This is a genomic window from Conexibacter sp. JCM 18997 (genome assembly GCF_055391915.1).
In genome coordinates, this window is record NZ_AP043885.1 from 2,296,536 (window position 1) to 2,315,393 (window position 18,858).

The 18,858-nt window shown below is 72.2% G+C and carries 15 protein-coding genes; 6 read left to right on the forward strand and 9 right to left on the reverse strand.

All coding sequences use genetic code 11. The features are described 5' to 3' along the window. Nucleotides 1-4: 4 nt before the first annotated feature. From ACZ5UI_RS11715 to rpsA, 6 genes are read right to left on the reverse strand one after another with little or no spacing between them, the layout of a single operon-like run. The gene (locus ACZ5UI_RS11715; RefSeq protein ID WP_464197364.1) at nt 5-1,138 is read right to left on the reverse strand and encodes an FAD-dependent oxidoreductase; all 1,134 of its coding nucleotides are present in this window, start codon (nt 1,136-1,138) and stop codon (nt 5-7) included. Next, the gene (gene uvrB, locus ACZ5UI_RS11720) at nt 1,139-3,160 is read right to left on the reverse strand and encodes an excinuclease ABC subunit UvrB (RefSeq protein ID WP_464197365.1); all 2,022 of its coding nucleotides are present in this window, start codon (nt 3,158-3,160) and stop codon (nt 1,139-1,141) included. A gap of 38 nt (nt 3,161-3,198) precedes the next feature. Continuing rightward, nucleotides 3,199-4,356, reverse strand: coding sequence for a hypothetical protein (locus tag ACZ5UI_RS11725; RefSeq protein ID WP_464197366.1), 1,158 nt, complete (start codon nt 4,354-4,356; stop codon nt 3,199-3,201). Nucleotides 4,357-4,408: 52 nt separating this feature from the next. Next, on the reverse strand, nt 4,409-4,972 hold the full coding sequence (locus ACZ5UI_RS11730) for a lytic transglycosylase domain-containing protein (protein WP_464197367.1): 564 nt from the start codon (nt 4,970-4,972) through the stop codon (nt 4,409-4,411). Nucleotides 4,973-5,028: 56 nt separating this feature from the next. Further along, a complete protein-coding gene (coaE, locus tag ACZ5UI_RS11735; protein WP_464197368.1) occupies nt 5,029-5,634 on the reverse strand; it encodes a dephospho-CoA kinase in 606 nt (201 codons plus the stop codon). Next, nucleotides 5,635-7,116 carry a 30S ribosomal protein S1 gene (gene rpsA, locus ACZ5UI_RS11740; protein ID WP_464197369.1) on the reverse strand — a complete coding sequence of 494 codons (1,482 nt, stop codon included), beginning with the start codon at nt 7,114-7,116 and terminating at the stop codon, nt 5,635-5,637. 88 nt (nt 7,117-7,204) lie between these two features. Between rpsA and ACZ5UI_RS11745 the strand changes: the two genes are divergently transcribed. After that, nucleotides 7,205-8,353, forward strand: coding sequence for an FAD-dependent oxidoreductase (locus ACZ5UI_RS11745; protein WP_464197370.1), 1,149 nt, complete (start codon nt 7,205-7,207; stop codon nt 8,351-8,353). Nucleotides 8,354-8,374: 21 nt separating this feature from the next. After that, nucleotides 8,375-10,105 (forward strand): methyl-accepting chemotaxis protein, encoded by a 1,731-nt coding sequence (locus ACZ5UI_RS11750; protein WP_464197371.1) that lies wholly within the window; start codon nt 8,375-8,377, stop codon nt 10,103-10,105. 8 nt (nt 10,106-10,113) lie between these two features. Here the strand turns inward: ACZ5UI_RS11750 and ACZ5UI_RS11755 are convergent, their stop codons facing one another. Beyond that, nucleotides 10,114-11,241 (reverse strand): zinc-dependent alcohol dehydrogenase family protein, encoded by a 1,128-nt coding sequence (locus ACZ5UI_RS11755; RefSeq protein WP_464197372.1) that lies wholly within the window; start codon nt 11,239-11,241, stop codon nt 10,114-10,116. Between the two features lie 49 nt (nt 11,242-11,290). Here ACZ5UI_RS11755 and ACZ5UI_RS11760 point away from each other — a divergent pair, with 49 nt between their 5' ends. Further along, complete coding sequence (locus ACZ5UI_RS11760; protein WP_464197373.1) at nt 11,291-12,151, forward strand: arginase family protein; 861 nt, start codon at nt 11,291-11,293, stop codon at nt 12,149-12,151. Here the strand turns inward: ACZ5UI_RS11760 and ACZ5UI_RS11765 are convergent. Continuing rightward, on the reverse strand, nt 12,131-12,301 hold the full coding sequence (locus ACZ5UI_RS11765) for a hypothetical protein (protein ID WP_464197374.1): 171 nt from the start codon (nt 12,299-12,301) through the stop codon (nt 12,131-12,133). The genes ACZ5UI_RS11760 and ACZ5UI_RS11765 overlap by 21 nt on opposite strands. Before the next feature lie 20 nt (nt 12,302-12,321). Between ACZ5UI_RS11765 and ACZ5UI_RS11770 the strand changes: the two genes are divergently transcribed. The 3 genes from ACZ5UI_RS11770 to ACZ5UI_RS11780 all read left to right on the forward strand — a co-directional run bounded on the left by ACZ5UI_RS11770 (nt 12,322) and on the right by ACZ5UI_RS11780 (nt 16,111). Further along, a complete protein-coding gene (locus tag ACZ5UI_RS11770) occupies nt 12,322-12,954 on the forward strand; it encodes a C40 family peptidase (RefSeq protein WP_464197375.1) in 633 nt (210 codons plus the stop codon). Between the two features lie 74 nt (nt 12,955-13,028). After that, nucleotides 13,029-13,628 carry a collagen-like triple helix repeat-containing protein gene (locus tag ACZ5UI_RS11775; RefSeq protein ID WP_464197376.1) on the forward strand — a complete coding sequence of 200 codons (600 nt, stop codon included), beginning with the start codon at nt 13,029-13,031 and terminating at the stop codon, nt 13,626-13,628. Nucleotides 13,629-13,681: 53 nt separating this feature from the next. After that, nucleotides 13,682-16,111, forward strand: coding sequence for an MMPL family transporter (locus ACZ5UI_RS11780; RefSeq protein WP_464197377.1), 2,430 nt, complete (start codon nt 13,682-13,684; stop codon nt 16,109-16,111). 105 nt (nt 16,112-16,216) lie between these two features. Here the strand turns inward: ACZ5UI_RS11780 and polA are convergent, their stop codons facing one another. Then, entirely contained in the window at nt 16,217-18,808 is a 2,592-nt protein-coding gene (gene polA / locus ACZ5UI_RS11785) for a DNA polymerase I (RefSeq protein ID WP_464197378.1), read from the reverse strand. Nucleotides 18,809-18,858: the final 50 nt, after the last annotated feature.

Below are 18,858 nucleotides of genomic sequence, written 5' to 3' on the forward strand. Positions count from 1 at the left end.
TGCCCTAGGGCTCACGCATGGAGGCGACCAGCCGCCCGAGCAGGTGGCTGGCGCCGACATGCCGCAGCACGCCGTCGCGCAGCGCGACGCCCAGGCGCGAGTCGACCATCATCGCCCGCCCGAAGCGGCGCGACTCGCGCTGGTAGAGCTCGGCCGTGCGCCGCGCGCGGCGCACGTAGGCGTCCAGCGCGGCCGGCACGTGGGCCGCGTCCACGCGCGCCAGCTCGTCGGCCAGGACCGCCGCGGCGCCCATCGCCGCCGACGCGCCGATGCCCGCCGTGGGAAGCGACCCGACCGCGGCGTCGCCCAGCAGCGCCACGCGGCCGTCGTCGGTCCAGCGGCCGGCGGACACGTCGGCCAGGGCCCACGGGTACAGCGCGCCCGCCGCCTCCAGCGACGCGCGCACGTCGTCCAGCGTGGCCCCGCCGACGCCGGCCAGCGCTCGCCGCACCCGCGCCCGCGCGTCACCGGCCCCGCCGTCGGCGGGCACCAGGACCGAGCACTGGGTCGCGCCGGGGACCGGGAACACCGCGACCACGCAGCCGGCGGCCCACCACTCGACCACCCGCGGACCGGGGCACAGCTCCGGCGGGCCCCACCACACGAACATCTCGTGGCCGGCCGACCGGTCCGCCGCGTCGTCCGCGCCGAAGACCAGCCGCCGCGTCGGCGAGCGCATGCCGTCGCTGACCACGACCGCGTCGTAGCGCTCGTCACCCCCATCGGAGAAGCACACGTCGACCCCGTCGGGCCGGTCCTCCAGGGCCGCGACCGTGGCGCCCAGGCGCAGCGCCACGGCGCCCAGCGACCGCTCCAGCAGCGCGCTCAACGTCGGGCGGCGCACGCAGATCAGCGGCCCCGCCGCGGCGGTCAGCGCGGCCAGGTCGTAGTCCTCGATCGTCCGGCCGTGATGGTCGCGCAGGGACATCGTCGTCAGCGTGGTCCCCTGGGCGCGGAGGTCCTCGAAGCAGCCCAGCCCGTGCAGCACCGCGCTGCCGAACGGGTAGAGCAGCAGCCCGAACCCGTCCGGTCGCAGCGCGGGCGCCCGCTCGACCACCTCGACATCGACGCCCGCGCGCCGCAGCAGCGCGGCGAGCGTCAACCCGCCGATCCCCGCCCCGACGACGAGGACACGCACCTACGAGGTTCCGGCCGCCGCGTTCAGGTTGTCGAGGTCGCGGCGCAGCTCGCGCAGCTCGTCGCGCAGGCGCGCCGCGTACTCGAAGCGCAGCTCGTCGGCCGCCGCGAGCATCTCCTCCTCGAGCTCGACGATCGTCTTCTCGAGCTCGGAGGCGGTCATCGGCCCCTCGGTCTGCTTGCGCCGGCGCTTGCCGCGCCGGTTGGACGGCACCTTGGACTCGCCCTGGAGGAACTCGGCGATGTCGGAGATGCCCTTGACGATCGTCGACGGCGTGATGCCGTGCTCCTCGTTGTAGGCCATCTGGATCGCCCGGCGGCGGTCGGTCTCCGACAGCGCGGCCTCCATCGCCGCCGTCTGCTTGTCGGCGTACATGATCACGACGCCGTCCTGGTTGCGGGCCGCCCGGCCGATCGTCTGGATGAGCGAGGTCTCCCCGCGCAGGAAGCCCTCCTTGTCGGCGTCCAGGATGGCCACCAGCGACACCTCGGGCAGATCCAGGCCCTCGCGCAGCAGGTTGACGCCGACGAGCACGTCGTACTCGCCCAGGCGCAGGTCGCGGATGATCTGGATGCGCTCCAGCGTGTCGATCTCCGAGTGCAGGTAGCGCACGCGGAAGCCCATCTCGAGCAGGTAGTCGGTCAGGTCCTCGCTCATCTTCTTCGTGAGCGTGGTGACCAGCGTGCGCTCCTCCTTGTCGACCCGCGCGCGGATCTCGTTCATCAGGTCGTCGATCTGGTTGCGCGTCTCGCGCACGTCGACGTGCGGGTCGATGATGCCCGTCGGGCGGACGATCTGCTCGACGATGCGCTCGCTGTGGGTGCGCTCGTACTGGCCGGGCGTGGCCGACACGAACACCATCTGCGGCGTGATCGACAGGAACTCCTCGAACTTCTGGGGCCGGTTGTCCAGCGCGCTGGGCAGCCGGAAGCCGTAGTCGACCAGCGTCTGCTTGCGCGAGCGGTCGCCCTCGAACATGCCGCCGATCTGGGGCACGGTCTGGTGGGACTCGTCCAGGAACACGACGAAGTCCTTGGGGAAGTAGTCCAGCAGGCAGTACGGCCGCTCACCCGGCTGGCGCCCGTCGGTGTAGCGCGAGTAGTTCTCGATGCCGTTGCAGAAGCCGATCTCGCGCAGCATCTCCATGTCGTACTGGGTGCGCTGGCGCAGGCGGTGGGACTCCAGCAGCTTGCCCTCGGCCTCGAGCTCGGCGGTGCGGTCGTTGAGCTCCTGGCCGATGCCGGCGACCATGCGCTCCATGGTCCCCTCGCGCGTGTTGTAGTGCGTCGCGGGCCAGATGCCGAGGTGCTCCATGTCGTCCAGCAGCAGCTCGCCGGTCAGCGGATCGAAGCGCTGGATGCGCTCGACCTCGTCGCCGAAGAAGGCGACGCGGTAGGCCTGCTCCTCGTAGGCGGGGAACACCTCGAGCGTCTCGCCGCGCACGCGGAACGTGCCGCGGCTGAGCGCGGTGTCGTTGCGCGTGTACTGGATCGAGACCAGCTTGCGCAGCAGCTCGTCGCGGTTGAACTCGTCGCCCCGCACCAGCGTGATCGTGTTCAGCTCGTAGGTCTCGGGCGAGCCGAGGCCGAAGATGGCCGACACGCTGGCCACGATCAGCACGTCGCGGCGGCCGAACAGCGCGCTGGTGGCCGCGTGGCGCAGGCGGTCGATCTCGCTGTTGATCGAGCTGTCCTTCTCGATGTACAGGTCGCGCGAGGCCACGTAGGCCTCGGGCTGGTAGTAGTCGTAGTAGGAGACGAAGTACTCGACCGCGTTCTCCGGGAAGTACGTGCGGAACTCGTTGCACAGCTGGGCGGCCAGCGTCTTGTTGTGCACGAGCACCAGCGCCGGCTTCTGGACGGCCTCGATCGTCGCGGCCATCGTCATCGTCTTGCCGGTGCCGGTCGCGCCCAGCAGGGTCATCGCGCGCTCACCGGCCTCGATGCCCTCAGCCAGCGACGTGATGGCCTTGGGCTGATCGGCGGTCGGGGTGAACGCGGTATCGAGCTTGAACGGCGGCACCAACACAAGGTACCCACCGCTGCGGCAGCGCCGACCGCCTACAGGCCCTCGGCCTTGCGGGCGATCCGGCGGTAGTCGACCAGCGCCGGTTTGGGCTGCACGCGGCCGTTGGTCAGGGTCGTCAGCCCGGCGTGGTCGAACACGTCGCTGGTCGAGCTGTCGGTGCCGATCCACGTGTACCACATGACCAGCGAGATCCCGAGCGCCCGGCGCTGGGCCAGGATGCCCTTGAACGCGCCGCGCAGCCACCACGCCTGGTTCGTCGCGGTGCGGGCGAACCCGATGCTGCGCACCTCGGCGATGTCGAACGCCGGCCAGGTGATCTCGGTGATCTGGATCGGCTTGCGCCCGTCGCCGTTCTTGCGCATCACGTCACGGACGTTGCGCAAGACCTGCAGCACGTCCGGCGGGTTGACCGTGTACGGGTGCAGGGCGACCGCGTCGAAGGCGCCCGCGCCGCCGGCGTCGTAGATCCGCTGCAGCGTCTCCCAGCTCTTGCCCACCAGCGCGCCCAGCACGACCGTGGCGCCCGGATCGACCGCCTTGATCGCTCCCGCGGCGGCGCGCGTCAATGCGATGAACCGGCGCTGGAACGGCTCGCTGTCGTCGGCCCAGAACACGCTTGGCGTGATGTCGCCGTCGCCGCCGACGGGCTCGTTCCAGACCTGCCAGTCGCGGATGGGCCGCGCGACGATGTCGCGGTGGGCGGCCCAGAAGTCGCCCGACGGCCCGTAGCGCTGGACCAGCGCGGCGGCGAAGGCGGCGTACTGCAGCGGGTCGGCCGGCGGCGAGAACTCCAGGAACGGGTTCAGCCGGGCCCAGATCGGCGCCGCGATGACCACCGGGTGCACGGTCAGCCCCGCGCGCGCCGCCGCGGCCACGCGGCGGTCGAGCGTGCTCCAGTCGGTCGGCACCTGCGCGGGCCCGACGGGCACGAAGCGCTGGCGCTCGGCCGCCGGCACCGCGTCCATCGTCTGGTAGGGCTGCGCGTCGACCCAGGCGAAGCTCAGGCCGACGGTCTCGGCGCCGGCGCGGCGCATCTCGCGCATCTGGGGCGCCATAGGGACCGTGCCGTCGGTCGCGGCGCGGTCGGCGACCACGCCGAAGAAGCCCTGCGGCACGTCGCGCGCGCCGAGCGCGCAGCTGGGCACCAGACACAGGGCGAGGATGGCGGCGGCGATGGACCTCCTCAACACGAGCGGGCAACCTATCGGAGCCGCGGGGGGAAGCGTGGCGCTTCCCTCGGCGCTACAGGCCGAGCTCGTCGTGGTACTTGGCGCGGTAGTCCCCGCGCGCCTCGAGCACCGTGCGCACGTAGGCGCGCGTCTCGGAGAACGGGATCGTCTCGATGGACAGCGGCTCGCCCTTGGCCTCGGCCTCGGCGATCCACTTGTCGACGTTGCCCTGGCCGGCGTTGTAGGCGGCCAGCGCCAGCACCACGTTCTCGCCGTAGCGATCGAGCAGGTTGCGCAGGTACCAGGTGCCGTAGGAGATGTTGATCTGCGGATCGGCCAGGTCCTCCTGGCGGAAGTTGACCCCGCCGGTGCGGGTGGCGATCGCCTGCGCCGTGTCAGGGGTGATCTGCATCAGCCCGCGCGCGCCGGCGTGCGACGTCTGGTCGGAGAAGCGCGACTCCGCGTAGATCACGCCGGCGATCAGGTCGGCCGGGACGTTCTTGTCCTTGGCCTGCTGGACGACGATGTCCTCGTGGCGCAGCGGCAGCGTCAGCTCCTGCACGGCGTCCTTGGCGCTGGGCATGAGCGAGACGCCGACGACCACCGCGATGGCCGCCAGCACGAGCCCGAGCAGCACCCGGCGGCGCGTACGCGTACGCGATACGGACCGGCGGCGTTGGGCGGCGTGCGTGCTCACGTCTGGTTCAGCTTCTCAAGGATGCCCGACAACTCCTGCTCGAGCTCTTCGATCGTGCCTGCATTAACCACGGAAAACGTCGCACGTTGCGCTTTCTCCTCCTGGGAGAGCTGACGCGCGGTGCGCTCGTCGACGGCGTGGTGGCCGCGCGCCGCGGCGCGGGCGGCGCGCACGTCCTCCGGTGCCGTCACCGCGATCGTCGCGTCGTAGGCCTCGGCCATGCCCGCCTCGAACAGCAGGGGCGTCTCGACCACGCCGGCCCGCGGCGGCGGGTCCTGCGCGGCGACGGCCTCCCGCCACTCCCACACGCGACGGCCGACCAGCGGCCAGAGCAGCTGCTCCAGCCAGGCGCGCTCGTCGGGATCGGCGAACGCGTGGGCGGCCACGGCACGGCGATCGACGACGCCGTCTGGGGCGACCGCGTCGCCCCAGCGCCCCACCACCGCGTCGATCACCTCATCCGACGCGTACAGCTCGTGCACGACGGCGTCGGTGGAGATCGTGGCCGCGCCGAGCCGCTCCAGAGCGGCCAGCGCGGTCGACTTGCCCGCCCCGAGCCCGCCCGTCAGACCGACGAACGGGACCTTCCCGGGGCCGGCCATCTACTTCTCTTCGGCGTCGGGCTCCGTCGCGGCGTCGTCGGCCAGGGCCTCTTCGGCGGGCGGCTCCTCAGCCACCGGCTCGGCCTCGACCTCAGCCGCGGGCTCCTCGGCGACCTCGACCTCGGCCTCGACCGCCGCTTCTGGCTCCTCGACCTCGGTCTCGACGACCTCGGCGGCCGCTTCGGGCTCCTCGATCGCCACGTCCGCCTCGGCCTCCAGCGGCGGCGCCTCGGCGAAGACGTCCTCGGACAGGCCCAGGGAGGGCACGTCGTCCAGGTCGCCCGCCTCGCCACCGGCCGGATCCTCGTCGAGCGCGAGATCGCTCTCGGACAGCTCGCGGATCGGCAGGATCTGGCCCTCGACGCGCTTGACCGACAGCGACAGGCGCCGGCGCTCGGAGTCGATCTCCAGGATCTTGACCTTCACGTCGTCGCCCGGCTGGACGATCTCGCGCGGGTTCTCGACGTGGTGCGCGGCCAGCTCGGAGATGTGCACGAGGCCCTCGACGCCGTCGAGGATCTCGACGAACGCGCCGAACGTGACGACCTTCGTGACCGTGCCCTCGAGCTCGTCACCCACGTGGTAGGTGTCGACGACGCGCTGCCACGGGTCCTCCTGGGTCTGCTTGAGGCCCAGGGAGATGCGCTGGCGGTCGCGGTCGATGTCGAGCACCTTGACCTGCACGTTCTGCCCGATCTCGAGGATCTCGCTCGGGTGGTTGACGTGCGACCAGGACAGCTCGCTGATGTGGATCAGGCCGTCGATCCCGTCGAGATCGACGAACGCGCCGAAGTCGACGATGTTGCTGATCGAGCCCTCGACGATGAGGCCGGGCTGCAGGCGCTCGAGGATCCGCTCGCGGTCCTCCCGGCGCTGCTCCTCGAGCACGGCGCGGCGCGACAGCACGACGTTGTTGCGCGACCGGTTGAGCTCGATGACCTTGCACTCGATCTGCTGGCTCATGTACTCGTCGAGGTTGGGCACCCGACGGATGTCGACCAGCGAGGCGGGCAGGAAGCCGCGGACCCCGAGGTCGATGATGAGGCCGCCCTTGACGACCTCGATGACCGTGCCGATGACCGGCTCGCCCGAGTCCGCGGCGGACTCGATGCGGCGCCAGGCGCGCTCGAAACGGGCCCGCTTCTTGGAGACGATCAGACGCCCGTCCTGGTCCTCCTTGGTCAGGACGAGGGCATCCACCTCCTCGCCCAGCTCGACCTCTTCGTGCGGGTCGACGGACTTGCGGATGGAAAGCTCGTTGGAGGGGATGACCCCCTCGCTCTTGTAGCCGACGTCGACGAGGACCTCGTCGTTGTCGATGCGCACGACGCGGCCCGTGACCACGTCACCTTCTTCGAAGTGCGTGAAGGTCGCGTCGTAGTTGGGAACGATCTGTCCGTCGATCTCGAGCAGGAGACCGTCGGAGCCCTCGACGATGGTCGCGGAGGGGTCGTTGGTAGGGGTCTGGACAGTGGTGGCCATGAACGACAGATGGTAGCCACCCTCGTGCTTTTCGGAGCAAGCGGCCCCGGCCCGCCCTCTGATGCGCGCGGTACGCTGCACGACCCCCATGCCCGTCCGAGCCACCAAGCGCGGCGCCGAGCGTACGCCGATCGACACCGAGGCCGACGTCGTCATCTGCGGAGCCAGCTTCGCCGGCCTGTCCGTCGCCCGTGAGCTGGCGGGCAGCGGCGCGCGCGTGCTGGTCGTCGACCGCTACGAGATCGGCGAGCGCCAGACGTCGGCCTGCGCCGCGCCGACCGAGTGGCTGCACAACCTCGGGCTGCAGTCGTCGATCCGCCAGACGTTCGGCGATCTGCTCGTGCACACGGCCCGCCGGGAGATCCGCTACCGCCTCCCGTGGACCTTCTCCACGTTCGACTACCGCGAGCTGTGCGGCCTGCTGGCCGACCAGGGCGAGTTCACCTTCGAGACGGCCAAGGTCGAGTCGATCGACCGGGGCGCGGTCCACGCGGTCCAGACCGACCGGGGCGAGCTGCGCTCGGCCCTGGTCGTCGACGCGCTGGGCTGGCGCCGCGTGCTGGGCCGCGACATGCGCATCCAGCCGCCCGAGGCGCGCCTGTCGCGCGGCCTGGAGGTGCACCCGGACGGCACCGGCGACGACCTCGAGCTGTGGATCGACCCGAAGGTGATCAAGGCCGGGTACGGCTGGAGCTTCCCGGCGTCCACCGAGGTGCGCGTGGGCGTCGGCTCGTTCGACCCGCACGACCACGTCAAGGAGCCGACGGTCGCGCTGGCCCAGGCGCTCGACGTGCCGCCGCTGGGCTACCAGGGCAACTGGATCCCTCACCAGCTGCGCCCGGCGGTCAGCGAGGACGTCTTCTTCACGGGCGACTCGGCCGGCCACTGCCTGCCGCTGACCGCCGAGGGGATCCGCACCGCCTTCTACTTCGGCATCGCCGCGGGCCGCGAGATCCGCGCGGTCGTCGACGGACGCCAGACGCGGGCGGCCGCGCTGAGCTCCTACGGCGCCTTCAGCGCCTCGCATGCGCGCGCGTATCGCTGGCTGCTGAACTTCCAGCACTGCGTCGGGCCGCTGAACGAGCGCGGCCTGGTCGACCCGGTCATGCGCTTCGTCAACCGGCGCTGGTGGGTGGACTACTTCTTCAACCGGTACCTGGCCGTCGCCCCGCCCGGCTTCGCGGCGACCAACGCACCGGATCGGCGTTCGTTGCAGCTGTCTCAAGCTTCGGGCTGACGCGCCGACTTCCGGGGAGCCATGCGTCTCCCCTCCCTCACCTTCGGCCGCAAGCTCGGCCTCGGCTTCGCCGGCGTCGCCGCGATCTTCGTGGTCGCGCTCGTCCTCGTGCTCGTGCTCAACGGCCGCGCCCAGTCGACCTGGGAGCAGACGCTGCGCTGGCAGGCCGCCGACGCCGGTGCCGCCACCCAGATCCGTGGCACCCAGCAGCAGATGGCCGCGCAGGCGCTGTACGTGGCCACCGGGAACCGCCGGTACAAGGCCGAGTGGGAGGCCGGCGTCGCGCTGGCCAACCGCGGCGCCAAGCAGGTCGAGGCGCTCGACGACCCGACGATCGCCAAGATCGCCGACGGCGCCAACGCCGCCGACCACCGCCACGACGCGGCGGTCAACGACACCCTCTTCCCCGCCATGGCCCGCGGCGACCAGGCCGCCGCGCTGAAGGCGCTGACCGCCGCCGACGCCGCCGTGCGGATCCCGTTGAAGGCCCAGCTGTCGATCGCCGGCTACACGGCCGAGCGCCGCAGCGCGATCCAGCACGACGCCACCGCTGCCGCCAACGAGGCCCGCGTGGTCGGGATCGTGGCGATCGTCGCCGGGATCCTGCTGGCCGCGCTGATCTCGATCCTGTTCGCCCGCGCCGTCGTGCGCCGGCTGCGCCGACTGCGCGACGCCGCGACCGCGATCGCCGGTGGCGACGTGTCGCAGGACATCAGCGCCGACGGGACCGACGAGCTGGCCCAGCTGGCCGGCGCGTTCGCCGAGATGACCGCCTCGCTGCGCGAGCTGGCCACGGCCTTCGACCGCGTCTCCGACGGCGACCTGACCGCCGCGGTGACCGTGCGCGGCGATCGCGACCGCCTCGGCGCGTCGTTCACCCGCATGACCGAGGGCCTCAACGGCCTGATCGGCGAGGTGGCCAGCTCGGCCGGCGAGGTCAGCGCGGCCTCAGCGCAGATGGCCACGACCTCGGAGGAGGCCGGGCGCGCGGTCGGCGAGATCGCCGGCGCGGTGACCGAGGTCGCCTCCGGCGCGGAGCGCCAGGTGCGGATGGTCGAGCACGCGCGCAACGCGGCGGCCGACACCTCGACGGCGGCCGAGCAGGCGCGCTCGGAGGCCGAGGAGGGCGCGGCCGCCTCCGGCGAGGCCAGCGCCGCGATGACCCAGGTGCGCGACTCGTCGGCCCAGGTCAGCGCCGCGATCCGCTCGCTGGCCGCCAAGTCCGACGAGATCGGCGGCATCGTCTCCACCATCACCGGCATCGCGGCGCAGACCAACCTGCTGGCGCTGAACGCGGCCATCGAGGCGGCCCGGGCCGGCGAGCAGGGCCGCGGCTTCGCGGTCGTCGCCGAAGAGGTGCGCAAGCTGGCCGAGGAGTCCCAGGCCGCCGCGGGCACGATCTCGGACCTGATCGAGCAGATCCAGGGCGAGACCGCGCTGACCGTCGAGGTCGTCGAGGAGGGCGCCCGCCGCTCGGCCGACACCGCCGAGACGGTCGACGCCAGCCGCGCCGCCTTCGAGCGCATCACCGTCTCGGTGCGCGAGGTGGCCGAGCGCATCGAGGAGATCGCCACGGCGACCGGCGAGGTGGCCGCGGTGGCCGAGCAGTCCTCCGCATCGGCCGAGCAGGTGTCGGCCTCCACGCAGGAGACGAGCGCGTCGACGCAGGAGATCGCCGCGTCGGCGCAGCAGCTGGCCCGCACCGCCGAGCAGCTCGAGGCGCTCGTCGGGCGGTTCACGCTGGCCGCGTAGCGCCCCGATCAGGGAAAGATGATCGCCTGACGCACGGCCTCGCCGCGCGCCAGCCGGTCGAAGCCCTCGTTGACCTCGTCGAGCGTGAGGCGATGGGTGAGCAGCCGGTCGACGGGCAGGCGGCCCGCCTCGTACAGGGCGATGAAGCGCGGGATGTCGCGCTCGGGGACGCTGGACCCCAGGTAGGAGCCCTTCAGCGTGCGCTCCTCGGCGACCAGCGAGACGGCCGGGATCGAGAGCATGCGCGACGGATCGGGCAGGCCGACCGTGACGGTGATCCCGCCCCGCCGGGTGGCCGCGTAGGCGTTGGCCAGCACGACCTCGTGCCCGGCGGTCTCGATCACCTTCTCGGCCCCGCCGCCGGTCGCCTCGCGCACGGCCTCGACCACGCCGTCGCCGCCGTGCACCGCGTGCGTGGCCCCCAGCTCGAGCGCGAGCTCCAGCTTGTCGGGCACCACGTCGACGGCGACGATCGTGGTCGCGCCCGCCGCGACGGCGCCCAGCACCGCGGCCAGGCCGACGCCGCCCAGCCCGAAGACGGCGACGCTGTCGCCCGCCTCCACGTGCGCGTTGTGCATGACGGCGCCCGCGCCGGTGAGCACCGCGCAGCCGAACACGGCGGCGACGTCGAAGGGCAGCGCCGGGTCGACCTTCACCGCGGAGCGCTCGGAGACGACGATGTGGTCGGCGAAGGCGGAGACGCCGAGGTGGTGATGCAGCTCGTCGTGGTCGGGATGGCTCCAGCGGCGCTCGCCCCCCAGCAGCGTGCCCTCGCCGTTGGCCGCGGCGCCCGGCTCACACAGCGCGGCGCGCCCGCTCTCGCAGGCCGCGCACTCGCCGCAGCTGGGCACGAAGGCCAGCACCGCGTGGTCGCCGGGCGCCCACGCGGTCACGCCCGCGCCCACCTCGACCACCTCGCCCGCCGCCTCGTGGCCGAGCACCATCGGCATCACGCGCGGGCGGGCGCCGTTGATAACCGACAGGTCGCTGTGGCACAGGCCGGCCGCGCCCACGCGGATCAGCAGCTCGCCCGGCCCGGGCGGGGCCAGATCCAGCTCGACGATCTCCAGGGGCCGCGACTCGGCGTACGGCGCGGGCCGCCCCATCTGGCGCAGCACGGCGCCCCGAACCTTCATCGCACGAGGGTAACGCGCGTCGACCGGCCGATTCGTAGAGAATCCCTGCGTGCCCGAGCGCTGGCGCATCATCGCCGCTCCGCTCGACTCCGCCGGAGCCGACGAGGGAGAGGTGCGCGCGCCCCGGGCCCTGCTCGACGCCGGGCTGCGCTTCGCCATCGGCAGCACCGACGTCGTCTGGCTCCAGACGCACATCTCCACGACCGAGCGCGATCCCGACACCGGCGTGATCGGGGTCGGTGAGCTGCGGCGCGCGACCGGTCTGGTCTGTGACGCGGTGCGCAGCGCGCTGGCCGACGGACGGCGGCCGCTGGTCGTGGGCGGCGACTGCGCGCTGCTGCCGGGGATCATCGCCGGCGCCCGGCGCCACCTGCCCGAGCTGGCGCTGGCCTTCGTCGACGGGCACCTCGACACCTACGACGGGATCAGCTCGCCGACCGGCGAGGCGGCCGACATGGACCTGGCCGTGCTCACCGGTCACGGCCCACCCGGCATGGTGCCGCTCGGCTCGCCGCGTCCGCTGCTCCCGCCCGAGCGGATCGCCGCGATCGGCTACCGGGGCGAGCCCGAGGAGGTCGACCTGGCCGACCGGGCCATCCACCGCTTCGACGCGACGACGCTGCTGACCGACGGGGCGACCGCCACCGCCGCCGCCGCGCGCGACGCGATCGGGCGCGAGCGCCCCCTGTGGCTGCACCTCGACGTCGACGTGCTCGACAGCGCGGTGATGCCGGCGGTCAGCTACCCCGAGGCGGGCGGTCCCGGGATCCGCGACGTGAGCCTGCTGATCGAGGCGCTGGTCGAGGGCGCCCCGCTGGCCGGCGCCGACATCACCTGCTTCAACCCCGACCTCGACGAGGACGGGGTGCTGGCCCACACGATCGTCGGGCTACTGGCCCGACTCGGCTGAGCGCGCCTGCTCGAGGCGCTCGTGCAGGCGGTCGCGCAGCTCGTCGGGCGTGACCTCGACCTGCGGGCGGCGGTTGCGCGCGACCACGACGCCGGTGGCGGCCACGCCCGCCAGGCCGGCCAGCCCGAGCCACTTCCAGGGGATGCGCATGGCGTCCTAAGGTACGCCTCGTGAGCGAGATCAGCCTCGACGCGGCGATCGCCGACGCCGCCACCGGCGACGTGTGGATCTTCCGCGGGCGCAGCTTCGCCGACCGGGCGATCCAGACGCTGACCAACAGCCCGGTCAACCACGTCGGCATGGTGGTGGCCATCGACGACCTGCCCCCGCTGCTGTGGCATGCCGAGCTGGGCCGCTCGCTGCCCGACGTGTGGACGGGCAAGCGCCAGCGTGGCGTGCAGCTGCACCTGCTGCGCGACGCGGTCACCACCTGGGAGGAGCGCTACCACCAGCGCGCGTGGGTGCGCCAGCTGCAGGGCGGCGAGCTGGAGCGCCACCAGGAGGACCGGCTGATGGAGGTGATCGAGCGCTTCGACGGGCGCCCGTTCCCGACCACGCCGGGGCTGGCGCGGCAGTGGGCGCTGGGCCGCTTCCGCCGCCAGGAGACCGCGCTGGAGACGATCTACTGCGCCGAGTTGGTGGCCACGACCTACCAGGCGATGGGCCTGCTCCCGGCCAAGCGGCCCGCCTCCTGGTACGACCCGGGGCGCTTCTGGAGCGGCGATCGCATCGACATGGTTCCGCCGTTCCGGCTGGGCGCCGAGGTCGCGGTCGCCTCTGTGTCGGGGACGCGACAGACCTAGCGTCAGCGCCGCGCACGACGGCCGGTCCGGCCCGCGGGAGGCTGCCTTCGACCCCCGAACCGAAGGAGCGCACCATGCGCCGCCGTCCCTCCCCCGCCGTCGCCATCTCGATCGCCGCCCTCGCCCTGGCCGGCACCGGCAGCGCGACCGCCGCCACGCTGATCGACGGCGCGCAGCTGAAGACGAACTCGGTCAGCGGCGCGAAGATCAAGGACCGCTCGCTGTCGCTGCAGGACCTCAGCCCCGCCACCCGCGCTGCTCTGCGCACGCAGAACCTGCAGGCGGGAACGGCCGGACCGCAGGGCCCGAAGGGTGACAAGGGCGAGAAGGGCGACAAGGGCGATCCCGGAACGCCCGGGCTGAAGGGCGACCCCGGACCGCAGGGCCCGGCCGGCCCGCAGGGCGCGCCCGGCATCTCCGGCCACCAGGTCGTCAACGACATCCACGTCCTGCTCGGCAGCCAGGTCGGCGCGACGTTCGTCAGCACCTGCCCGGCCGGCAAGCGCATCCTGGGCGGCGGCACAATCACCTTCAGCAAGAAGGTCCAGGTGCTCGCCTCCTACCCCAACGGCGTCAACCAGTGGGTCTCGCAGGTCACGACCTACGCCGGCGTTCCGATCGGCACCCACACCGCGGTCCACACGCGCATGGTCTGCGCGAACGTCGCGCCGTAATCCGGCTGTTTGAAAGCCTGCAGACAGGCCGTCGATGCTGGTAGAAGAGGGTCGTGACGCCCTACCTCTACCGGCTCGGCGGCTTCTGCGCGCGCCACCGCTGGCTGGTGCTGGCCATCTGGCTGGTCATCCTCCTCGGCCTCGGCGGCTGGGCCCGCGCGGCGGGCCAGGAGCTCAACGACGACCTGACGCTGCCCGGCACCGACAGCCAGGCGGCCACCGACCTGCTGCAGAAGCGCTTCCCCGCGCAGGCCAACGGGATGAACCCGATCGTGTTCGTCGCGCCCAAGGGTCACAAGGTCACCGACGACGACTACAAGGACCCGATCGACGCCGCGGTCAAGGCCATGGAGGCCGATCCGATCGTCGTCAACGCGATCAGCCCGCTGTCCAGCGCCGGGGCCAGCCAGGTCTCCAAGGACAAGACCACCGCCTACATCGCGCTGAACCTCAACGCCAGCGCGGGCGACCTGACCGAGGACGAGGCGCAGGGGCTGGTCGACGAGGCCGACCCGATCGCCAAGGCCGGGCTGGACGTGTCGGCCGGCGGCTACGTGGGCCAGCAGCTGTCGACCCCGTCGACGGAGAGCAGCGAGGTCGTCGGCCTCAGCGTGGCGGTGATCGTCCTGCTGCTGACGTTCGGCACGTTCGTGGCCATGGGCCTGCCCATCATCACGGCCATCTTCGGCCTGATCAGCGGGCTGTCGATCATCACGCTGCTCGGCCACCTGATCGCCGTCCCCACCGTCGCGCCGACGCTGGCCACCATGATCGGGCTCGGCGTCGGCATCGACTACGCGCTGTTCGTCGTCACCCGCCACCGAACACAGCTGCACGACGGCATGGAGCTGCGCGAGTCGGTGGCGCGGGCCACCGCCTCCTCCGGCGGCGCCGTGGTGTTCGCCGGCGGCACGGTGATCATCGCGCTGGCCTCGCTGGCCGTGGTCGGCCTGCCGCTGGTGCGCACCTTGGGCTTCACGGCGGCGATCGTCGTGCTGGTGGCGATCGTGGCGGCGATCACGCTCCTGCCCGCGCTGCTGTCGGCGATCGGCTCGCGCATCGACGCGCTGCCGCTGCCGCTGATGGGCGCCCACGACGCGAGCGCGCACCCGGGGCTGTGGACCCGCTGGGGCGCGTTCGTGGCCCAGCGCCCGATCCCCGCGCTCGTCGTCGCGGTCGTCCTGCTCGGCGCGCTGGCCATCCCGATGTTCTCGCTGTACCTGGGCCAGCAGGACAACGGGTCGCTGCCCAAGGACACGCAGTCGCGGCAGTCCTACGACGCGTTGGCGGCCGGCTTCGGCCCGGGCATCAACGGCCCGTTCCTGATCAGCGTCGACCTGTCGGCCCAGCCCGCGGCCGCCGACCAGGATCAGCTGGACAGCATCGACAAGCAGGAGCAGCAGCAGAAGCAGAAGGCCAACGACCAGGCCGACCAGCAGGAGCAGGCGCTCGTCGCCCAGGGCGCGACGCCGGAGCAGGCCCAGGCGCAGGTCCAGCCCCAGCTGGAGAAGCAGCTGGACCAGATCAGCGATCAGGCCGACGATCAGAAGCAGAAGGCCGACAACCCGGCGACCGACCCGCGCCTGCAGACGCTGCGCACGGACCTGCAGAAGACGGCGGGCGTGGCCAGCGTGTCCCAGCCCCTGGTCAACCAGAGCGGCACCGCCGCGGTGCTCAACCTGATCCCCACCACGTCGCCGTCGGACCGCAAGACGGCGGATCTGGTCGCCACGCTGCGCGACGACGTGATCCCCAAGGCGATCAAGGGCGCCGACATGGAGGTCTACGTGGGCGGCTCGACCGCCGGCAACGTCGACCTGGCCGACGAGATCTCCGACAAGCTCCCGCAGACGATCGGCGTGGTCATCCTGCTCAGCTTCCTGCTGCTGGTGCTGGCCTTCCGCTCGCTGGTGATCCCGCTGACCGCGGCGATCATGAACGTCGTCTCGATCGCCGCCGCGTTCGGCGTGGTCACCCTGGTCTTCGAGAAGGGCTTCCTGATCAACCTCGTCGGGCTCGAGCACGACGTCCCGATCGTCAGCTTCGTCCCGCTGATGATGTTCGCCGTGCTGTTCGGCCTGTCGATGGACTACGAGGTGTTCCTGGTCAGCCGCATGAGCGAGGCGTGGTCGCGCACCCGCGACAACCACGCCGCCGTCGTCGAGGGCATCGGCGCCACCGGTCGCGTGATCACCTCGGCGGCGCTGATCATGGTCAGCGTGTTCTTCGCCTTCATCCTCAACGGCGACCCGACCGTCAAGCAGTTCGGCGTCGGGCTCGGCGTCGCGGTGGCCGTCGACGCGACGCTCGTGCGCTGCCTGCTGGTGCCGGCCACGATGGTCCTCATCGGCAAGGCCAACTGGTGGTTCCCGCGCTGGCTGGGCTGGGTGCCCAACCTGTCGATCGAGGGCGAGGAGTGGTTCCGCGAGCGCGACGAGGCGACCGCGACGGCGGCGCGCACGGCCACGCCCGCCGCCGACTGACCGACTTGAGCGCGCCCCGTTGTCCGCTTCGACCCGCATGCCGGGCTCGAGCGGACAACGGGCCGGAGCGGCTCGCGCGTGGCCAGCGACGGCCTCGGGCGACGGTTACTTGGCGTCCAGCCAGGTCCGGCCCGCGCCGACGTCCACGGCCAGCGGCGGGTCGCGGTCGTCCCACGGGGCGACCATCTCGCGCTCGAGCAGGGCCCGGACGGGCTCCTCCTCGTCGGGGTGGCACTCGAACAGCAGCTCGTCGTGGATCGTCAGCACCATGCGCGCGGTCAGGCCCTCGGACTGCACCGCGCGGGCGGCGCCGATCATGGCCAGCTTCATCACGTCGGCCGCGGTGCCCTGGATGACCGTGTTGACGGCCAGGCGCTCGCCCAGCGTGCGCACGCCGTAGTTGCGGGCCCGCAGCTCGGGGATCTGGCGGCGGCGGCCGAAGATCGTCGTCACGTACCCGAGCTCCTTGGCCTGCTCGATCGTGCCCTCGATGAACGCGGCGACCTGCGGGAAGCGGGCCAGGTAGGTGTCGATCACCTCCTTGGCCTCGTCGCGCGGGATGTTCAGGCGCTCGGCCAGGCCGTAGTCGCTCAGGCCGTAGACGATCCCGTAGTTGATCATCTTCGCCTTGCTGCGATCCATCGGCGTCAGATCGGCGGGCTCCTTGGCGAACACGGTCGACGCGGTCGCCGTGTGCACGTCCTCGCCGCGCACGAAGATCTCCTTGAGCACCGGCTCGTCGGCCACGAAGGCCAGCACCCGCAGCTCGACCTGCGAGTAGTCGGCCGAGACGAGGATGTGGCCCGGAGCGGCCTCGAAGCAGCCGCGGATCTCGCGACCCAGCGGCGTGCGCACCGGCACGTTCTGCAGGTTGGGGTTCGTCGAGGCCAGCCGGCCCGTGGTGGCCGCGGCCTGGATGAACGTCGTGTGCAGCCGCGACTCCTCGTCGACCAGCGCCGGCAGCACGTCGAGGTAGGTCTTGGCCAGCTGGTTGAGCTCGCGCCAGCGCTCGATCTTGGGGACGATCGGATGCTCGTCGCGGATCTGCTGCAGCACGCGCGCGTCGGTCGAGAAGCCGGTCTTGCCCCGGCGCTTCTTGCTCAGCCCCAGCTTCACGAAGAGGATCTCCCCCAGCTGCTGCGGGGAGCCGATCGTGAACTCCTCCTCGGCCAGGCCGTAGATGTCGTCCTCGAGGTCGTGCAGCTCGCCGTGGACGCGGTCGGCCACGTAGCCCAGGCGCTCGGTGTTCAGGCGCACGCCCTCGCGCTCCATCTGGCGCAGCACGGCGACCAGCGGCAGCTCGACGTCGCGCATCAGCGTGGTCAGGCCGCGGTCCAGCAGCTGCTCGCGCTGCCAGGCGGCCAGCGCGCCGATCGTCGCCGCCTCGGCGGCCAGCGGGTCCTCGGCGTCGGAGGCCAGGCCGCGCTCCTCGACCAGCTCGCGCAGCGGGTAGCCGCGCCGGGCCGGCTCGAGCAGGTAGGCGGCCAGCAGCGTGTCGTGCACGAGGTTGGGCGGCACGACGTCCAGCGCCTTGGCGTCGTGAGCGACGATCGGGTGCTTGCTGAGCGCGTCGACGACCTCGGCCCGGGAGTGGGCCGGACCGGCCACCGCCTGTCCGCCGGCGGCGGCCGCGAAGCGCAGCGGCGAGGGCGGCAGCAGCTCGCCCTCGGCGGTCTCGGGCTCGTCGACGGCGACGGCCAGCTCGCCGTCCAGCCGGGCCGCGTCGGCCAGCGTGCCCTCGCGCACCTCGACGCTGATCGAGACGTCGGCCGCCGGCGCGGGCGCGGCCTCGTCGGGATCGCCGAGCGCCTCCTCCAGCCGGCGCAGCGGATCGCGCAGCTCGAACTCGCGGAAGAAGTCGCGCAGCTTGGAGCGGTCGGGCTCGCGGGCCAGCGCGGCCGTGATGTCGAGGTCGGTGCCCGGCACGGCGCGCTGGGCCGTGGCCAGCTCCTTGGACATGCGCGCGTTGTCGGCGTGCTCGCGCAGGTTCTCCTTGCGCTTGGCCCCCGAGACGTCGTCGATGTGCTCGAGCACGCCCTCCAGCGTCCCCCAGGCCTGCAGCAGCTGCGCGGCGGTCTTGTCGCCGATCCCGGGAACGCCGGGGATGTTGTCGGACGTGTCGCCCTTGAGCCCGTAGAAGTCGGGGATCAGCTCGGGGCCGATGCCGTAGCGCTCCAGCACCTCGTCGGGCCCGTAGAGCTTGGTCTCGGTGATCCCGCGCGCGGTGGCCATCACCTTGACGTTCTCGTCGACCAGCTGGAAGGCGTCGCGATCGCCGGTGACGATCGTCACCTGGATGGGTGGGTCGGATCGGGTCTTGGCCTGCTCGGCCAGCGTGGCGATCACGTCGTCGGCCTCGTAGCCCTCGACGCCGTAGTTCGTGTAGCCGAACGCGTCGACCAGCGGCTCCATGTGCGGGTACTGCTCGCGCAGCAGATCGGGCCGCGACGGGCGGTCGCCCTTGTACTCCGAGTAGACCTCCCGGCGGCCGCTGGCGCCCTTGTCCCACACGACCACCGTCGGCTTGACGCCGTGGTCGGTGATCAGCTTGACCAGCATCGACGCGAACCCGAAGATCGCGTTGGTCGGGAAGCCCGTGGAGGTGGCGATCGACTCGGGCAGCGCGAAGAACGCTCGGTAGACGAGCGAGTTGCCGTCGATCAGGTAGAGCTCGCTCGGAGCGCCGTCACTGGACACGTCTGCACCGTACTGCGCCCCGCCCCGGAGGGCCGTTGCGCCCGGTTGCT